Origin of the sequence: Polycladomyces abyssicola, from assembly GCF_018326425.1 — a bacterium.
Taxonomy (GTDB): Bacteria; Bacillota; Bacilli; order Thermoactinomycetales; family JIR-001; genus Polycladomyces; species Polycladomyces abyssicola.
In genome coordinates, this window is record NZ_AP024601.1 from 2,175,381 (window position 1) to 2,190,412 (window position 15,032).

Here is a 15,032-nt window from a genome sequence, read left to right on the forward strand (position 1 = left end):
CCCCATTCCTTCTTCTGCGCTCGTGCTTCCCGACATCACACGCTGACTTTGACCATAGCCGGACGCAACACCCGGTCCTTGAACCGGTATCCCTTTTGCAGTTCCTCAATGACGATACCAGGCTCTTTGTCGCTTGTTTCCTCTTGCATCACAGCATTGTGCAGATGTGGATCAAACGGCTGACCCACCGACTCGATCGGCTCCACTCCCACTTGCCGCAGCACTTGGAGCAACTGGCGATACACCATTTCCACGCCTTCGTGGAGAGCCTTGGCATCTGCTGCGTTTCCGCCTGCCGCCAGTGCGCGTTCCAGGTTATCCACGACAGGCAGGATCGCCTCAGCCAGAGGCGCCATTGCGTATTTGGCTGATTCTTCTTTTTCCTTGCGCACCCGTTTGCGATAATTGTCCAAATCCGCCCGGGCACGCAGGAACATCTCATAATGTTCCTCAGCCTTTTGCTTCCATGCTTCCAACTCTTCCAACGTTCGCTGGTACTGCTCCGGATTGACACTATCTTGCAGATCTTGTTCCGCGTGTTCCGTCTCCTGTTGAACCTGTTCATCCGATTCCTGATGGACCGGTTCTTCCGTCACGCCCGTCTCTTCGTCTTTCGCCGCTTGCGCTTCGCCAGCGGCGGAAGACCCCTCGGGCCAAACCTTGCGGCGTTGCGCCGGTTGTTCTTTCTGCACCGTGAATTTCAACCTCCTATATGATCATGACCTGGCCGAGCCGATGGATAGCCGACCCGATCATCAGATCCCCGACGTTCATACCATTGCTTCCGTCGACAAACATAGGGAGGGGGGGTAGCGTCGTACCCCCACCAACCCCGGCAGTATCTACATGTTTGATGCGTCGTCCCCGCAACGATCGTTTAATACAGACGACGCAGATGCTCTGAAAAGTGCTTGGAGAAGACGTCCAAAAGTGTAATCACTTTTCGATAATCCATCCTTGTCGGACCCAAAATTCCGATCGTGCCCAACGGACGCCCGTCCACCGTGTAGGTGGCAGAAATGATGCTACAGTTGTTGACCGCTTCCATATCGTTTTCACGCCCGATGCGCACCTGTACGCCTTCTTCCCTCGATTCGAACAGCTGAACCATCGTTTCGCTGTTCTCGAAAAGGTCCAGCAAGGTTTTGACCTTCTCCACGTCCTGAAACTCAGGTTGGTTCAGCATGTTGGTGGCTCCGCTGAAAAAGACGCGTTCGCCGTGGTCCGTTTCCAGCATCTGATCGATCATGCTCATCACGGACTCATAGTGATCAATATGCCGACGGAGCTCATCCATCAATTCCCAATAAACCACACGTTTCAGTTTATATAGAGGAATACCGGTTAATTTGGTGTTGAGTAAGTTAACCAGTTTTTCGATTGAGGATAGTGAGACACCCTCCGGTACCGAAATCCGTCGTTTTTCCACATGGCCCGTATTGGTTACGAAGATCACTACCGCCGCCCGTTCAGACAATGGAATAACCTGCAAGTGCTTGAGCGTGCTCTCAAACACTTTGGGTCCGAGGATGATGGAGGTGTAGTTGGTCATCTGAGACAGAATGGAAGCCGTCTCCTGAATGACCTGCTCCACCTCATCCCGTTTGCGCGCGAAGAATCGGCGGAACGCCATCATCTCCATGCGCGAAAGACGGGCAGGCTCCATCAAGTGATCGACATAATAACGATAGCCTTTGTGGGACGGAATGCGGCCGGCAGATGTGTGCGGCTGTTCCAGATAGCCCATCTCTTCCAGGTCGGCCATCTCATTGCGGATGGTTGCCGCGCTGAATCCAACGCCTTCGCGTTTGGATACAGTGCGCGAACCGACCGGTTCGGCCGTCATCACATAATCGTCGACAACGGCACGGAGGATCAGCTTCTGCCGCTCAGTCAACATCTGCCACCCACCTCCTTGTTAGCACTCTCTCTACACGAGTGCTAAAATGCTTATTTTTAAAGTACCAAACAGGGTGGGCATTGTCAATCTTCACTTGTGTTTTCTGCTTCTCCGAGAAACGCGGCAAACACTTCGTTGCCAAAAAGCAGTCCCTGCTCAGTCAAGCGAACCCGTTCGCCATCGATCACCAACAAGCCTTTTTGTTGCAATGCGTCCAAAACCGAACCAAACACGCGGTCCAACGGTAATCCGAAACGCCGCGCAAATTCACTCGCCTCCACTCCGCTCAGCACACGCAATCCGAATATCATAAAATTCTCCATCGCTTCGGCGCGGGAAACATGGTGAACTTCTTCAGTCGGAAAACCTTGCCGCGTTTTTTCGATGTACTCCCGAATCCCCCGCACATTGGCATGGCGGACGCCTCCCACATAACCATGGGCACCCGCTCCCAGTCCATAGAACTCCTCATGGCGCCAATACGTCAGATTGTGACGGCTTTCTTTTCCAGGATGGGCAAAATTGCTGATTTCGTACTGTCTCAGCCCAACCTCACCCAGCATCCGCCGGGTCAACTGGTACATCTTTACCTCTTCTTCCTCCGGTGGGAGCGGGAGCTCCCCCCGCTGGTACAATGTGTGAAACAATGTCCCTTCCTCCACCTTGAGGCTGTAGGCGGAGATGTGATCGGGCCGAAGCGATAGTGCTGTTTTCAGCGTCTCTTCCATATCTGCGAGTGTCTGATCCGGCAGACCGAAAATCAAATCGAGTGACAAATTGTCAAAACCGGCATGTCTGGCTTGCTCCACGCTACGAAACACGTCTTGCGCCGTGTGAATGCGCCCGATTCTCCTAAGCAGATCGTCACGGAATGTCTGGGCACCGAAGCTGATGCGGTTGACCCCGCCTTCGCGCATCGCCGCCAACTTTTCCGGTTCGGTCGTTCCCGGGTTGGCCTCCACCGTGAACTCCATATCTGTCGCCCAACGGGGAAAATAACGCCGGATTGCCAAACACAACCGTTCCATCTGCCGTGGAGACAAAACGGTGGGTGTCCCCCCGCCGATGAATACCGATCGAATCTCGCCCGGCGGATGCTGCTCCACCGTCCGTTCCATCTCCCTTTCCAAGGCGGACAGGTAATCATCAACAGGCTGACCTTTTACTACGTATGCGGTAAAGTCGCAGTAGTGACACTTGTTGGTACAAAAGGGGATATGAATATAAACCGCTTGCGGCGCCACTTGGGATGACCCCCTTTCTAAAAAACGTCGAGATGCAATGACTCGTTTCAGATTACGACAGTTAGACCGGTCCATTCGTGGACATGGAAAAAGATGCGGGAGCCTTCCGTCCCGCCTTCGCTCCGTAGCCGGTCGGCTAGAGTCGCTCGGCTGGGAAACCGGCTCCCGCTTCCGTTCATTTTTTATTGCTGTCGTCCATTTTCAATACGGCCATGAATGCCTCCTGCGGCACTTCCACACTACCCACGGCCTTCATGCGTTTTTTCCCTTCTTTTTGTTTCTCCAAGAGTTTCCGTTTCCGGGTGATGTCCCCGCCGTAGCACTTGGCCAACACATTTTTGCGCATGGCGCGGATCGTTTCACGGGCGATCACCTTGTTGCCGATGGCCGCCTGAATGGGTACTTCAAACATTTGCCGCGGGATGAGCTCTTTCAGTTTTTCCACCAGCTGGCGTCCCCGATAATACGCTTTGTCGCGGTGAACGATGAACGAAAGCGCGTCAACCGGCTCACCGTTGAGCAGGATGTCCATTTTTACCAAGTTGGATCGTTTGTATCCGATCAGCTCGTAATCGAACGATGCGTATCCTTTGGTACCCGACTTCAGTTGGTCGAAAAAGTCGTAGACGATTTCGGCCAGCGGCAGTTCATAAATGATGTTGACACGGTTGTTGTCCAGATATTGCATGTCGATATAATCGCCCCGTTTGTTCTGACACAGCTCCATGACCGCACCCACGTAGTCATTGGGCGTCATGATGCTGGCCCTTACATACGGCTCCTCCACATAATCAATCTTCTGCTGGGGCGGCATATGTGTCGGGTTTTCGATTTCCAACACCGTGCCGTCGGTCTGATGGACCCGGTACACCACGCTGGGGGCTGTGGTGATCAGCGGAATGTCAAACTCCCGCTCGATCCGCTCCTGAATGATCTCCATATGGAGCAATCCCAAAAAGCCGCATCGGAATCCGAATCCGAGCGCAGTCGACGTCTCCGGCTCATATCGCAGAGACGCATCGTTCAACTCCAGTTTTTCCAGCGCCTCGCGCAAGTCGTCATAATCGGCGGAGTCGACCGGGTACAGGCCGCAAAACACCATCGGATTGATCCGCCGGTATCCCGGCAACGGTTCGGCGGCGGGACGTTCCGCATCAGTGATGGTATCCCCAACCCGGGTGTCCTTTACGTTCTTGATACCGGCCACCAGAAAGCCCACTTCACCCACCGATAATTCGTCCATCAGCACCGGATGCGGAGTTAATGCTCCCACTTCCGTCACTTCAAACGTTTTGCCGGTGGACATCATCTTGATCTTCATGCCCTTTTTGATCGTACCCTCAACGACCCTCAGGTAGACGATAACGCCTTTGTAGGAGTCGTATAACGAGTCGAAGATGAGCGCCTTCAACGGCGCATCGGGATCTCCCTTTGGCGGGGGCACTTTTTCGACGATTTGCTCCAAAATCTCTTCGATCCCGATCCCCGCTTTGGCGGAAGCCAGCACCGCTTCACTGGCATCCAATCCGATCAATTCCTCGATTTCGTTTTTTACCCGCTCCGGTTCGGCGCTGGGCAGGTCGATCTTGTTGATGACCGGGATGATTTCCAAATCATTTTCCAACGCCAGGTATACGTTGGCCATCGTTTGCGCTTCCACGCCCTGTGCCGCGTCGACGACCAAGAGCGCTCCTTCGCACGCGGCCAGACTGCGGGAGACCTCATATGTGAAGTCCACATGTCCCGGCGTATCAATCAGGTTGAGAATATACTCGTTTCCATCCTTGGCACGATAGTTGAGGCGCACCGACTGCAATTTGATCGTGATGCCACGCTCCCGTTCCAGATCCATCTGATCCAGAAACTGGTCAGTCTTCTCCCGTTCACTCAATGCGCCGGTGTACTCCAGAATCCGATCGGCCAAGGTCGATTTTCCGTGGTCAATATGAGCGATAATGGAAAAGTTGCGTATATATTGTTGCCGATTCCGTTTCTCCACTTGTGTCCCTCCTGCACGGGCAACGCACAAAGACTGCATTTTTATATTATATCAGGGAACATATGCGTCATCAATCGACCCGACATCATGAAAACGGCCAAGCCTTTTCGGCTTGGCTGAGACTGCTCATAAAGTAGTCGGACCACTTGTGATTCTGGGTGTGCCGTATTCCCTCTCACTCCTGCAACGCAAATGCTAAAGGTCGTTAGTGGAAAAAAGGCCACGAAATCAGATCATCCCGTCCGTACCGGTAACATCTCCATCACATTTTCAATGATGGTGAGTCCTACGGAGCCGCCCGCCGTCATGATGGACTCCGGATGAAACTGCACGGCCCAAATGGGTAGTGACCGGTGTTCGACCGCCATCACGATGTCATCTTCGGAACGGGCGATCATACGGAGTTCCTCGGGTACGCGGGATGCATACAGCGAGTGGTACAAACCAGCCGTGAACGTCTGAGGCACACCCTTCCACAACGGACTCGCATGCATGATGGAAACGGTTCGCTTTTTTCCGTGCAACGGCTCAGGCAGAATTCCCAGTTCACCGCCGAAATGTTCAACCAGCCCCTGCAATCCCAGACAGACACCAAACATGGGAAGTTGTTTTTCCAGGCATAAACGGATCGTTTCGTTCAATGCAAACTCCTCCGGACGTCCCGGACCCGGAGACAACACCACCAGGTCGAAGTCTTCCCGTAACAGGGCATTTCGGGCCGCGTCCGCCCGCAAGGTGATCACATCCGCTCCTGTTCGGCGAAAATACCCAGCCAATGTGTGGACAAAAGAGTCTTCATGGTCCACCAACAGGATCGATTTGCCCCGTCCGGTCTGCCGTTCGGCCGAAACGACGGTCGGCGGCTCATCACCGGCCTCTCGAATCGCCTGCAACAGAGCGGCCGCTTTTACCCGTGTCTCGCGGTCCTCCGTCTCGGGATCCGAGTCGAAAAGCAAAGTGGCTCCGACACGCACCCACGCCCGTCCCAACTGCAATTTCACGGTGCGCAATGTGAGTCCGGTGTTGATATTCCCGTTGAACGCCAGATAACCGACAGCACCACCGTACCATTCGCGCGGGCTGTCCTCATGTTCCTCAATCCACCGGATTGCCGCCCGTTTTGGCGCACCTGTGATCGTAACTGCCCACATATGCGTCATAAAGGCATCGAGCGAATCATACGGCGGACGCAACCGCCCTTCCACATGGTCTACGGTGTGGATGAGGTGCGAATACAATTCCGTCTGTCTACGACCGATCACCCGAACCGATCCCGGTTCGCAAATGCGGGATTTGTCGTTGCGATCCACATCGGTGCACATCGTCAATTCTGCTTCATCCTTGGTGGAATTGAGCAGCCGACGGATCTGCTCGGCATCCTCCAGAGCGTCCGAACCGCGCGGGATCGTACCGGAGATGGGACACGTCTCCACCCGATCTCCCTCCACACGGACGAACATTTCCGGCGATGAGCCCACCAAGTGGGCATCACCCAGATGGATCAAAAAGCAATAAGGGCTCGGATTGATCTGCTTCAGCCGGTCAAACACCCTGGTCGGGGCGGCGGCACAATCGGCGGTGAACATCTGCGTCGGCACCACTTCAAACAGATCACCCCTGCGAAACGCCTGTTTGGCCTTCCGCACCAGCTCCGGATAATGCCCGTCCGGGGTCGATTTCATCGATTGGATCGGACTCGTTCGGGACAACGCTGCTCCTGTCGAGGTCGAGATTGGACGCTTGGGCAGCATCTCCGTCGATGTACCATCTACTGCAAACTGATAGGTAAGATGATACGCACGTGCCATTTGGTGATCGATCACGGCAATCCGATCCGGCAGGTACAGAACCAAATCAGCTTGATCCGGTCGACGGTGATGCTTCAGTTTCATCGGTTCCAGTTGGAACACCAAATCGTAACCGAACGCGCCATATAACCCGAGGAAAGCATCCTCGTCGGAGAAAAACAAATCCCGGATCGCCCGGATGACGGTAAAAATGGAAGGCAAGCGCGTCCGCTCCTCTTCGCACCGCATGTCTTCCGGCCCCGGCTCTCTCACCGTTCCCCGGAGCAAACGATGGTCCACATGCGTCATCCGTACGTCGGGTACACTTTGCAGTACACGTATGACAGCTTCCAGCAACACAACGCCATGCTCCCACAGCGCCCGCACCTCGAAGGTACGCCCGAAGCCGCGGATTTCAATCGGAGGATTCACCAAACCGATGTCCCACCGGGAGTACCGACCCGGATATTCGTAACAGCTGGCAAACCAAATACCTTTGTGCCCGTCAATGGATCGGGCGACTTCATCCATGGCTTCCGCCGGTGCGACAGGCTCCGTCAACCTGCGGATATCCACACCGCCTTTCGTTCGGTAACTCAACACTTCCGTGGATGTGACTGTGGATAACAGAGACACGAAAGTTCCTCCTTGTCAGGGAGGAGCACAGGAGAAGCGAGGGAGTGGGGAAGTGAGGATAAAAAAACTTCTTCAGGGGGCATCCTTTACCGGACGCGCCCTTGGTTCGTTCGATCAAGATCTTCTTCTCTCCGACTCGTCTCTACTCGGCTCCGCTCCGCTCTTCCTGGCTCTGCTCCGTTTTGTTTGATTGTCACTATACCACGGAATGACTTTCTCCATCAATGGATATCATCGATTTTTCTCATCTGAATCCAACCATCCTACAATCACTTCAATCGCTTTTCTCGTTCCCTGACGGATGCCGTTGCCCATCTCATTGCCCATCTTGGCCAGTAAGCCGTTGTTCTGTTCTACCGAACGTCTCACTTGTTTCACCCGTTGCACGTTCTCCTTGGAAACGGGATTTTGCGTTTCCACCACATGTCCCATCACCGAAATTTCCACTCTGCCGTTTTCCGGCGTGATGTGAACCGCCCGCGGAGCCCCTTCGTTTCCCTGTATTTTTTGGATGTTTTGTTCAGCCGTGTCAATGCCCAGAAACACCCCGAACATCAACACCATCAACAGCGCGGTCACTTGTGCCGCCCATTTCATCTCGCATCACCTGACCATTCCAGAACTTTCGGATCAATCCATTCCCATCCGGGTGAGCCTGCCTGTTTCCCTCTCTCTCCTTTTTCACCAGATCAAAGATCGTTCGCGGGGAAACAGGCTACCCTCCCGTCTATCTAGAACTGCTTGGTGCCGATGGCCGGGCGTCAACAGGTTCGGTTTGGAAATACAGATCCGCAAACGCACGGGCCAGCGCTTTGGTGGTACGAAAGACTTCAACAAAGTTGTTGTCCACCCCGCCGATTTCCACCAGAATACTCCGAGGAGACAAGGATTGGTTGTATTCGCCGTTGCCCGTGGCACGATTTTTGAGAAATACGCCTTTGGACAATCCCGGATACAAGGATTCCAGTTTGTTGTGCAGTTGACGTGCCAGCTTCAGATTTTTCTCCCAATCCTCATGTGCCGTACCGATGACGAACGAAATGCGGGCGTAGGGCTTCCCGTCGATTGTCGTGGTGGTTTTGTCCCTGCGTTGCGAATCCCGATGAATATCGATGAAGTATTGCAAATCCTGATTTTGATGCATCGCCGCCAGTACCGTTTTACGGGAAGAGCGGTACAGTTTGGGGTGCGCTTCCTTATAATGCGCGGTGGAGACTTCCGCTCCGATTCCCAAGCGATCCAACTCCTCGCCCAAACGCTTGCCGACCATGATCACGTTTTTGTCCCAGTCATAAGCCATGTCGGGATCTTGCCGGCCCAACTCCGGCAAGTACGATTCGCTGAAATGTGTCTGGTAGATGAAGACACGCTTGACGGAAGGTGAAGGTGAAGGCTTATCCACACGATCTGACGGGATGCTGTTCTTTACCTTTTCGGATTGTCGCTCCAGTTCTTTGGCCAAATCCGGCGACGGTTCTGATTCGATTGGCACATCCGTGTATTTCACGCCTTGTCCGGCTACGACGATCTCGGTGTCAAACAAACTGAAACCGGGTAATTCCCGCCCGATAAACGTACGGGGGTCCTTTGGATCGATGCTGGTGGCCAGTTCAAAAAAGAGCCGGGACATCCGCCCATCGTCCTGCTTGTCACGCATCGTCGCCAAATATGGAATCTCTCTGCCCATCGCCCATAACAGCGTGTCGGCTGACAGGTGAGCGGTAAATCTGCCGAGATCGGAAGAGTGTGCGCTCCGTTCTGCCTCCAACATGGCGAAAGCGCCGGTAAAAATGAACACCAACGCTGTTCCCAGAATCAACAGGACAAATGATTGGCGTTCACGTGGTCCAGACATGTTCAACGTAGCAAAACCCCGATAACGGTGGCGCATTCCTCTCCCCCTCTATCATCCTTGTCTTATCCCAGGTATATGAAAGAAAGGGACAAGGTAGAACCTATGAAAAATGAATTGAATTGATAGAAAAACGGCTGTGTACCGTTCAAGTTGTATGAGCCGAGACGTTATCGATGGTAACGGATTCGTGCAATGCGCAATTGATTCCGTCCGCCACCAGTTTGCCGATATCGGAGATAAAATCGTCCACCTCTTTGGGGGTGACGATCAAGTTTTGTCCCAACGGTGAGAGCACTTCGTGAATCAACTGCCGTTTTTCCTCATCACTCAGCCCGCCGATCAATCCCAGAAAGCGGTTCTTGGCTGCCTCATCCACTTTCTGATTCTGCAACTCTTTCAAATCGGGTCGATTCAGCGGGTCAAGCGGGTTGGCCGGTTTTTTTTGGTTCATCTCGCGGTGAAGGTGCGACATCACCAGTTCGATCGTGTCATATGTAATCGTCGCCGCATCCACCACTGTCGGTACCCCGATCGCGATCACAGGCACACCCAACGTGTCACGGTTCAATGCTTTCCGTTTGTTTCCCACACCAGAACCAGGATTGATGCCGCTATCCGCCACTTGGATCGTAGTGTTGACCCGCGTCAATGCCCTGGATGCCAACGAATCGACGGCGATGACAGCGTCCGGTTTCGTTTTTTCCACAAGACCACGCACTATTTCGCTGGTCTCGATCCCGGTTGTCCCCATCACCCCCGGCGAAATGGCGCTGACCGAACGGTACCCTTCCTCCACTTGTTCCGGCATCAGCTGAAACAGGTGGCGCGTAATCAGTGTGTGTTTCACGACAAACGGCCCCAGTGCATCGGCGGTCACGTTCCAGTTGCCCAACCCAACGACCAAGATTTTGTCGTCTTCGGCAATTCCCGACTCTTCGAGAAAACGGGAAAATTCCCGGGAAAAATGGACGGCCACCCGATGTTGCAGTTCTGAGTCCTTGCTTCTGAGTCCCGGCACTTCCAACGTCAGATACGTACCCTGCTGTTTTCCCAGTGCACGGGCTCCCTCCTCGTTCTCCACCCAAATCCAGCTGGTTTTGATGCCATCCTCCTCGTATTCTTCCATTCGCACACCGGGGATTTCCCCTTCTTCGCGTCCTTTCAACGCTAAATCATGGGCTTCCCGCGCGAGGTCCGTACGAATGGCCAAGGCACTCAAATCCAACATCGGCCGATCTTTCGCTTCGTCCCGTTTGTTGGTGTCATGCGCCATGTCGATAACCAACTCCTCTCGCTCAGATACATCCTATTTTTGCCACACATTCCCCCTCATTATTCCAAGCTTGCAATTTGCCCATTGCCGTGCTACAATTTAGCATGTTGCACGCTAAGGGACGCAATGGTGGTATCTGCAGGAGGTGAAATCATGGCGAACATCAAATCTGCGATCAAACGGGCGAAAACCAACGAAAAACGCCGGATGCATCGCGCAGCCCAAAAATCCGCCATCCGTACGGCCATCAAAAAATTCTTGGCTGCAGTGGAGGCCAAGGATAAAGAACAAGCGGCCGTTCTGTTGCGCGAAGCTTCCCGGAAATTGGACAAAGGCGTCACCAAAGGCCTTCTCCATAAAAATGCCGCAGCTCGGAAGAAATCCCGCTTGGCTCAAAAATTGAACGCCCTGAACGGTTAATCGGACGACCCCACGCAGGGTCGGCTTTTATTATTGATCATAACTGGACATAGACATAATAGAAGGTCCGGGCAATCTGCCCGGACCTTTATGTTCAGGATCCCGGTATTCTTCTCTTGGTTCCGCCTACAATCCCCTGCAAGGACGGTACGTACATTTGCATTACCGGCCAAACGGCGGTACCAACCCCATCGCTTCCTTCATCCTGGCCAGTGTTTCATCCGCGATGGCACTTGCTTTTTCCGCACCTTCAGCCAGTACGCGTTCCACTTCCCCCGATTGCCGCAGTTCGTGATAACGCTCACGGATCGGTGTGAGATGTTCCACCACTGCTTCGGCCACTTCTTTCTTCAACTGCCCGTATCCTTTTCCTTCAAAATGCTGGACGGTTTCCTCGATCGTCTGTCCCGTGATCAGGCTGTAAATGACCAACAGATTGCTGATCCCTGGCTTGCTCTCCGGATCATAGGCGATACAGTTCTCCGAATCGGTCACCGCTCGTTTGATCTTCTTCACGATCACATCCGGCTCATCCAGAAGCGCAATGTAGTTGGCTTCACTTCCTGCACTTTTGCTCATCTTTTTCACCGGATTGTCCAATCCCATGATACGCGCACCGATCTTCCCGATCAGCGGTTCCGGCAGTGTCAGCACTTTCCCGTACCGGTTGTTAAACCGCTCGGCCAAGTCGCGCGCCAATTCCAGGTGCTGTTTCTGGTCTTCCCCCACCGGAACGGCATCCGCTTGGTACAGAACGATGTCCGCTGCCTGCAGAACCGGGTAGGTGTACAAACCAACAACCACGCCATCGGACCCCTGGCTTTTTTCCTTAAATTGCGTCATGCGGTTCAACTCACCCATACGGGCTACGCATTGCAACAACCAACCTGCTTCCGTGTGCGCCCGAACATGGGATTGTACGAACAGTGTCGCCTTTTTTGGATCCAAGCCGGCCGCCAGATACAGCGTCGCCACTTCCAATGTCTTCTCCCGCAATTCATCGGGATCACGCGGCACGGTCAATGCATGAAGATCAACCACACAGTAGAAGCATTCGGCCTCATCCTGCAATTCCACAAACCGCTTCAACGCACCGAGATAATTGCCCAGATGCAGATTTCCCGTCGGTTGAATGCCAGACAACATCCGTTTCATGTCCGATTCACGCTCCTTTTTTCCAAAATAAAAAACCCCATCCCCATAGGGACGAGGCATTCCTCGCGGTACCACCCTGCTTCGCCGAATATCGGCGCACTTGATTGCCATAACGGTTTGCGACCGGTTCCGCCTACTCGGACGATTGAGTATCCTTTCGGGAAACGGCTCCGAAGCCCATTCACGCGGAAGCCCGGTTGACTCGCACCCACCGTCAACTCTCTGAACGGGCCGGTCCGCGCTACTCTTCTTCTTCTTCGCCTTTGTCAGTATCCGATTGTCCGTTTTGCGTCCGACGCTCACTTTCATCCCAACCCTGAAGGGCTGAGCTTTCCCGCTCACTCATGATAACAAGATAACAAGAAATGGCGACGGATGCAACCTGACTTACCGAAATATTTACAAACCCAGACTGGTATGTTACGATTTCGGTGTTCAAGTAGGAGGGTTGACCATGCAAGCCTTCGGAGTGAAACCACTGCACATCGCGGCCACGCTGGGATCACTCATCATGGCCCTTACCATCGTTGTGATCCGGTTGCGTGCAACCAAGAAACCGACATCGGCCAAAAAGATCATACTGCCACCGATCGCCATGAGTACGGGGTTTCTGATGTTCCTCTACCCGCCGACCCGTATCCCCGTTTCCTGGGGAATCATCGCTTTTCTCGCCGGCGCTGTGTTTTTCTCCTACCCGCTGATCCGCACATCCCATTTTCACGTCGTTGGCGGTGATATCTATCTGAAGCGATCCAAAGCGTTCATCTTCATCCTGCTCGGGCTGCTGGTCTTGCGTCTTGGCTTGCACACCTACGTGGAAGAACACATTTCCATTCCGCAGACGGGTGGGGTCTTCTTTATCCTCGCCTTCGGCATGATCCTGCCGTGGCGAGTGACAATGTATCTTCAGTATCGGCGATTACTGAAGCGAATTAAGACTGAATCGCATCATGCAGACTGAGAGATGTGGAAACGGTTTATTCATAATCAGAGAGCCAGCCGGCTCTTTTTTTATTTTGCGCTTTCCGAGTCTTCGCTCGGTTGAGCTTGACATTCACTTGGGGAGCATTGCTGCCTAACGGAATGGCCATAGCCCCGATTTTTATTTTTTTAAAAATAGTTCAATAGTCCCAAGGAATCGTTTCCACCGCGCAAGAAAGATATCCCTAAAAAGAGGAGGGATGCCATTTGAAAAAAACAAGGTTACTGTCCGTACTCACCACAACCGTTTTCCTATTGGCGGGGACCGTTAGTTGGCCGCTGTCTCCTGCCGTCACACACGCACAACCTGCGACGGACCCGGCGGACATCCCCGGTGTCTATCAACCGGCCAATCCGCACCCGCATGTGAAGGCGGTGCCCCGGACGAAGTCATCCGCCCACCGGAATGACCGCCTGCTCGGTCCCGCCCGCCCTCATTACCGGATGAACGTCACCTATGATGCCAACCGTCATACGATCACCGGAACGATGAACGTGACGTTTGGCAACAATCTCGGTTTTACGCTCCATGACCTGTATTTCAATGTGTGGGCCAACGCGCGGGATTTCACGGAAGCTGGCGGAGGAACACAGATCCAATCCGTCAAGGTAAACGGAAATCCGACCGCATTTTCCTTAAGCGAAACCGCGCTTCACATCACCGGCCTCAACTTGGCCCCCAACAGTCGACCGGAAGTGCAAATCGCTTTTTACCGTCAAAGTGCCTGAACTGCAGGACCGTTTCGGATGGCATGGCACCACCGTTTCTCTCGGCAACTGGTTCCCCATCCTGGCCGTGTACGATGAAGAGGGCTGGAACACCGATCCCTATTTCCCTTACGGAGAATCGTTCTATTCGTTAACCGGGGATTTTGACGTCCTGTTCACCACCGACCGCAGCCAGGTGGTGGCGGCGACCGGCACGCAAGTCGGCAAAACCATCTTCCACAAAGACTTGGCCACTTACCATTTCCGAGCTCAAAATGTCCGCGACTTTGCGATGGAGTTGGACCCGAACTACCATGTCCGGCAGACATCGGTCGGCGATGTGAAAATCAACGTGTACTATACCGACCGGCAAGCCAAGTATGCCGACGCGATGTTGGAGGCAGGACGCGGTAGCATCGCCCTGTTCAGTGAAAAGTTCGGAAAGTACCCGTGGCCGGAGTTGGACATTGTCAGCATGGAAGGATGGTTTGGCGGGATGGAATATCCCCAACTGATCATGATGAGCCTCAACGACAACCGTACCCAGGAGTGGGTGAAGTCAGTAACGGCACATGAAATCGGCCATCAGTGGTTCTATGGCATCATCGGCAATAACGAATATGATGAGCCGTGGCTGGACGAATCATTTGCCACCTTCGCCGCAGCGCTATACATGAATGATTTGAACGGGTTGACAACGGAACCGACGAAGGAGGAATACTATCACGTTTCCTCCCCCGTTTCCACATTCACCCAGCATGCAAATGAGGGTGGGATCAATGCGTACCGCCAGATGATCTACGGATACGGCTCCCGCACGTTGAACGAATTGCGGATGGAGCTGGGTGACGATACCTTCTACCGTGCCATGCACGCCTGGTTCCAGGCCAAGAAGTTCGGTGTAGCCACCACGCGGGACTTCATCCGGATCATGCAGCAAACCAGCGGGCGGGATCTGCACGATTTCTTCGTCAGCCACCGTGTGTATGTCAACGACCAAGAGTGAGCGAAAAGGGGAGTTATGGAAGTAACCATACGGCCGCTCAGCTCGGAGCGGCCATTATGATAAACCTT

Annotated in this window: 13 protein-coding genes and 1 other annotated feature; of the genes, 4 read left to right on the forward strand and 9 right to left on the reverse strand. The window is 53.7% G+C overall.

The window, feature by feature from the left end; translation table 11 throughout:
- Positions 1–35 precede the first annotated feature (35 nt).
- The 8 genes from grpE to gpr form a co-directional block, all read right to left on the reverse strand.
- Positions 36–692 (reverse strand): nucleotide exchange factor GrpE, encoded by a 657-nt coding sequence (gene grpE / locus KI215_RS10995; protein WP_246512092.1) that lies wholly within the window; start codon positions 690–692, stop codon positions 36–38.
- A gap of 185 nt (positions 693–877) precedes the next feature.
- A complete protein-coding gene (hrcA, locus tag KI215_RS11000; protein WP_212772774.1) occupies positions 878–1,900 on the reverse strand; it encodes a heat-inducible transcriptional repressor HrcA in 1,023 nt (340 codons plus the stop codon).
- A gap of 83 nt (positions 1,901–1,983) precedes the next feature.
- Positions 1,984–3,144, reverse strand: a complete 1,161-nt coding sequence (gene hemW, locus KI215_RS11005; RefSeq protein ID WP_246512093.1) for a radical SAM family heme chaperone HemW — start codon at positions 3,142–3,144, stop codon at positions 1,984–1,986.
- A 175-nt stretch (positions 3,145–3,319) separates the two neighbouring features.
- A complete protein-coding gene (lepA, locus tag KI215_RS11010; RefSeq protein ID WP_420830122.1) occupies positions 3,320–5,143 on the reverse strand; it encodes a translation elongation factor 4 in 1,824 nt (607 codons plus the stop codon).
- Positions 5,144–5,376: 233 nt separating this feature from the next.
- Positions 5,377–7,566: an anthranilate synthase component I gene (locus KI215_RS11015; RefSeq protein ID WP_212772777.1), complete on the reverse strand. Its 2,190-nt coding sequence runs from the start codon at positions 7,564–7,566 to the stop codon at positions 5,377–5,379.
- A 231-nt stretch (positions 7,567–7,797) separates the two neighbouring features.
- Positions 7,798–8,163 carry a DUF3679 domain-containing protein gene (locus KI215_RS11020; protein ID WP_212772778.1) on the reverse strand — a complete coding sequence of 122 codons (366 nt, stop codon included), beginning with the start codon at positions 8,161–8,163 and terminating at the stop codon, positions 7,798–7,800.
- A 130-nt stretch (positions 8,164–8,293) separates the two neighbouring features.
- The gene (spoIIP, locus tag KI215_RS11025; protein WP_212772779.1) at positions 8,294–9,457 is read right to left on the reverse strand and encodes a stage II sporulation protein P; all 1,164 of its coding nucleotides are present in this window, start codon (positions 9,455–9,457) and stop codon (positions 8,294–8,296) included.
- A 109-nt stretch (positions 9,458–9,566) separates the two neighbouring features.
- Positions 9,567–10,649: a GPR endopeptidase gene (gene gpr / locus KI215_RS11030; RefSeq protein ID WP_212775170.1), complete on the reverse strand. Its 1,083-nt coding sequence runs from the start codon at positions 10,647–10,649 to the stop codon at positions 9,567–9,569.
- 198 nt (positions 10,650–10,847) lie between these two features.
- On the opposite strand from gpr, the gene rpsT reads away from it, so the two are divergent.
- On the forward strand, positions 10,848–11,114 hold the full coding sequence (gene rpsT, locus KI215_RS11035) for a 30S ribosomal protein S20 (RefSeq protein ID WP_212772780.1): 267 nt from the start codon (positions 10,848–10,850) through the stop codon (positions 11,112–11,114).
- 162 nt (positions 11,115–11,276) lie between these two features.
- Here rpsT and trpS read toward each other — a convergent pair whose 3' ends face one another.
- A complete protein-coding gene (gene trpS, locus KI215_RS11040; RefSeq protein WP_212772781.1) occupies positions 11,277–12,269 on the reverse strand; it encodes a tryptophan--tRNA ligase in 993 nt (330 codons plus the stop codon).
- Between the two features lie 44 nt (positions 12,270–12,313).
- Positions 12,314–12,536 (reverse strand) — a binding site (T-box leader).
- A gap of 187 nt (positions 12,537–12,723) precedes the next feature.
- Here trpS and KI215_RS11045 point away from each other — a divergent pair.
- The 3 genes from KI215_RS11045 (at position 12,724) to KI215_RS11055 (ending at position 14,964) form a co-directional block, all read left to right on the forward strand.
- Positions 12,724–13,230: a CcdC family protein gene (locus tag KI215_RS11045; RefSeq protein WP_212772782.1), complete on the forward strand. Its 507-nt coding sequence runs from the start codon at positions 12,724–12,726 to the stop codon at positions 13,228–13,230.
- Positions 13,231–13,457: 227 nt separating this feature from the next.
- The gene (locus tag KI215_RS11050; protein WP_212772783.1) at positions 13,458–13,979 is read left to right on the forward strand and encodes a gluzincin family metallopeptidase; all 522 of its coding nucleotides are present in this window, start codon (positions 13,458–13,460) and stop codon (positions 13,977–13,979) included.
- Positions 13,972–14,964 carry a M1 family metallopeptidase gene (locus tag KI215_RS11055; protein WP_212772784.1) on the forward strand — a complete coding sequence of 331 codons (993 nt, stop codon included), beginning with the start codon at positions 13,972–13,974 and terminating at the stop codon, positions 14,962–14,964. Before KI215_RS11050 ends, KI215_RS11055 begins: the two co-directional genes overlap by 8 nt.
- Positions 14,965–15,032 lie beyond the last annotated feature (68 nt).

Bases quoted from the DNA above. Each gene is read 5' to 3' on its own strand.
- hrcA (WP_212772774.1), bottom strand. From the start codon at position 1,900: ATGTTGACTGAGCGGCAGAAGCTGATCCTCCGTGCCGTTGTCGACGAT.
- KI215_RS11020 (WP_212772778.1), bottom strand. From the start codon at position 8,163: ATGAAATGGGCGGCACAAGTGACCGCGCTGTTGATGGTGTTGATGTTC.
- spoIIP (WP_212772779.1), bottom strand. From the start codon at position 9,457: ATGCGCCACCGTTATCGGGGTTTTGCTACGTTGAACATGTCTGGACCA.
- gpr (WP_212775170.1), bottom strand. From the start codon at position 10,649: ATGTTGGATTTGAGTGCCTTGGCCATTCGTACGGACCTCGCGCGGGAA.
- rpsT (WP_212772780.1), top strand. From the start codon at position 10,848: ATGGCGAACATCAAATCTGCGATCAAACGGGCGAAAACCAACGAAAAA.
- trpS (WP_212772781.1), bottom strand. From the start codon at position 12,269: ATGAAACGGATGTTGTCTGGCATTCAACCGACGGGAAATCTGCATCTG.
- KI215_RS11045 (WP_212772782.1), top strand. From the start codon at position 12,724: ATGCAAGCCTTCGGAGTGAAACCACTGCACATCGCGGCCACGCTGGGA.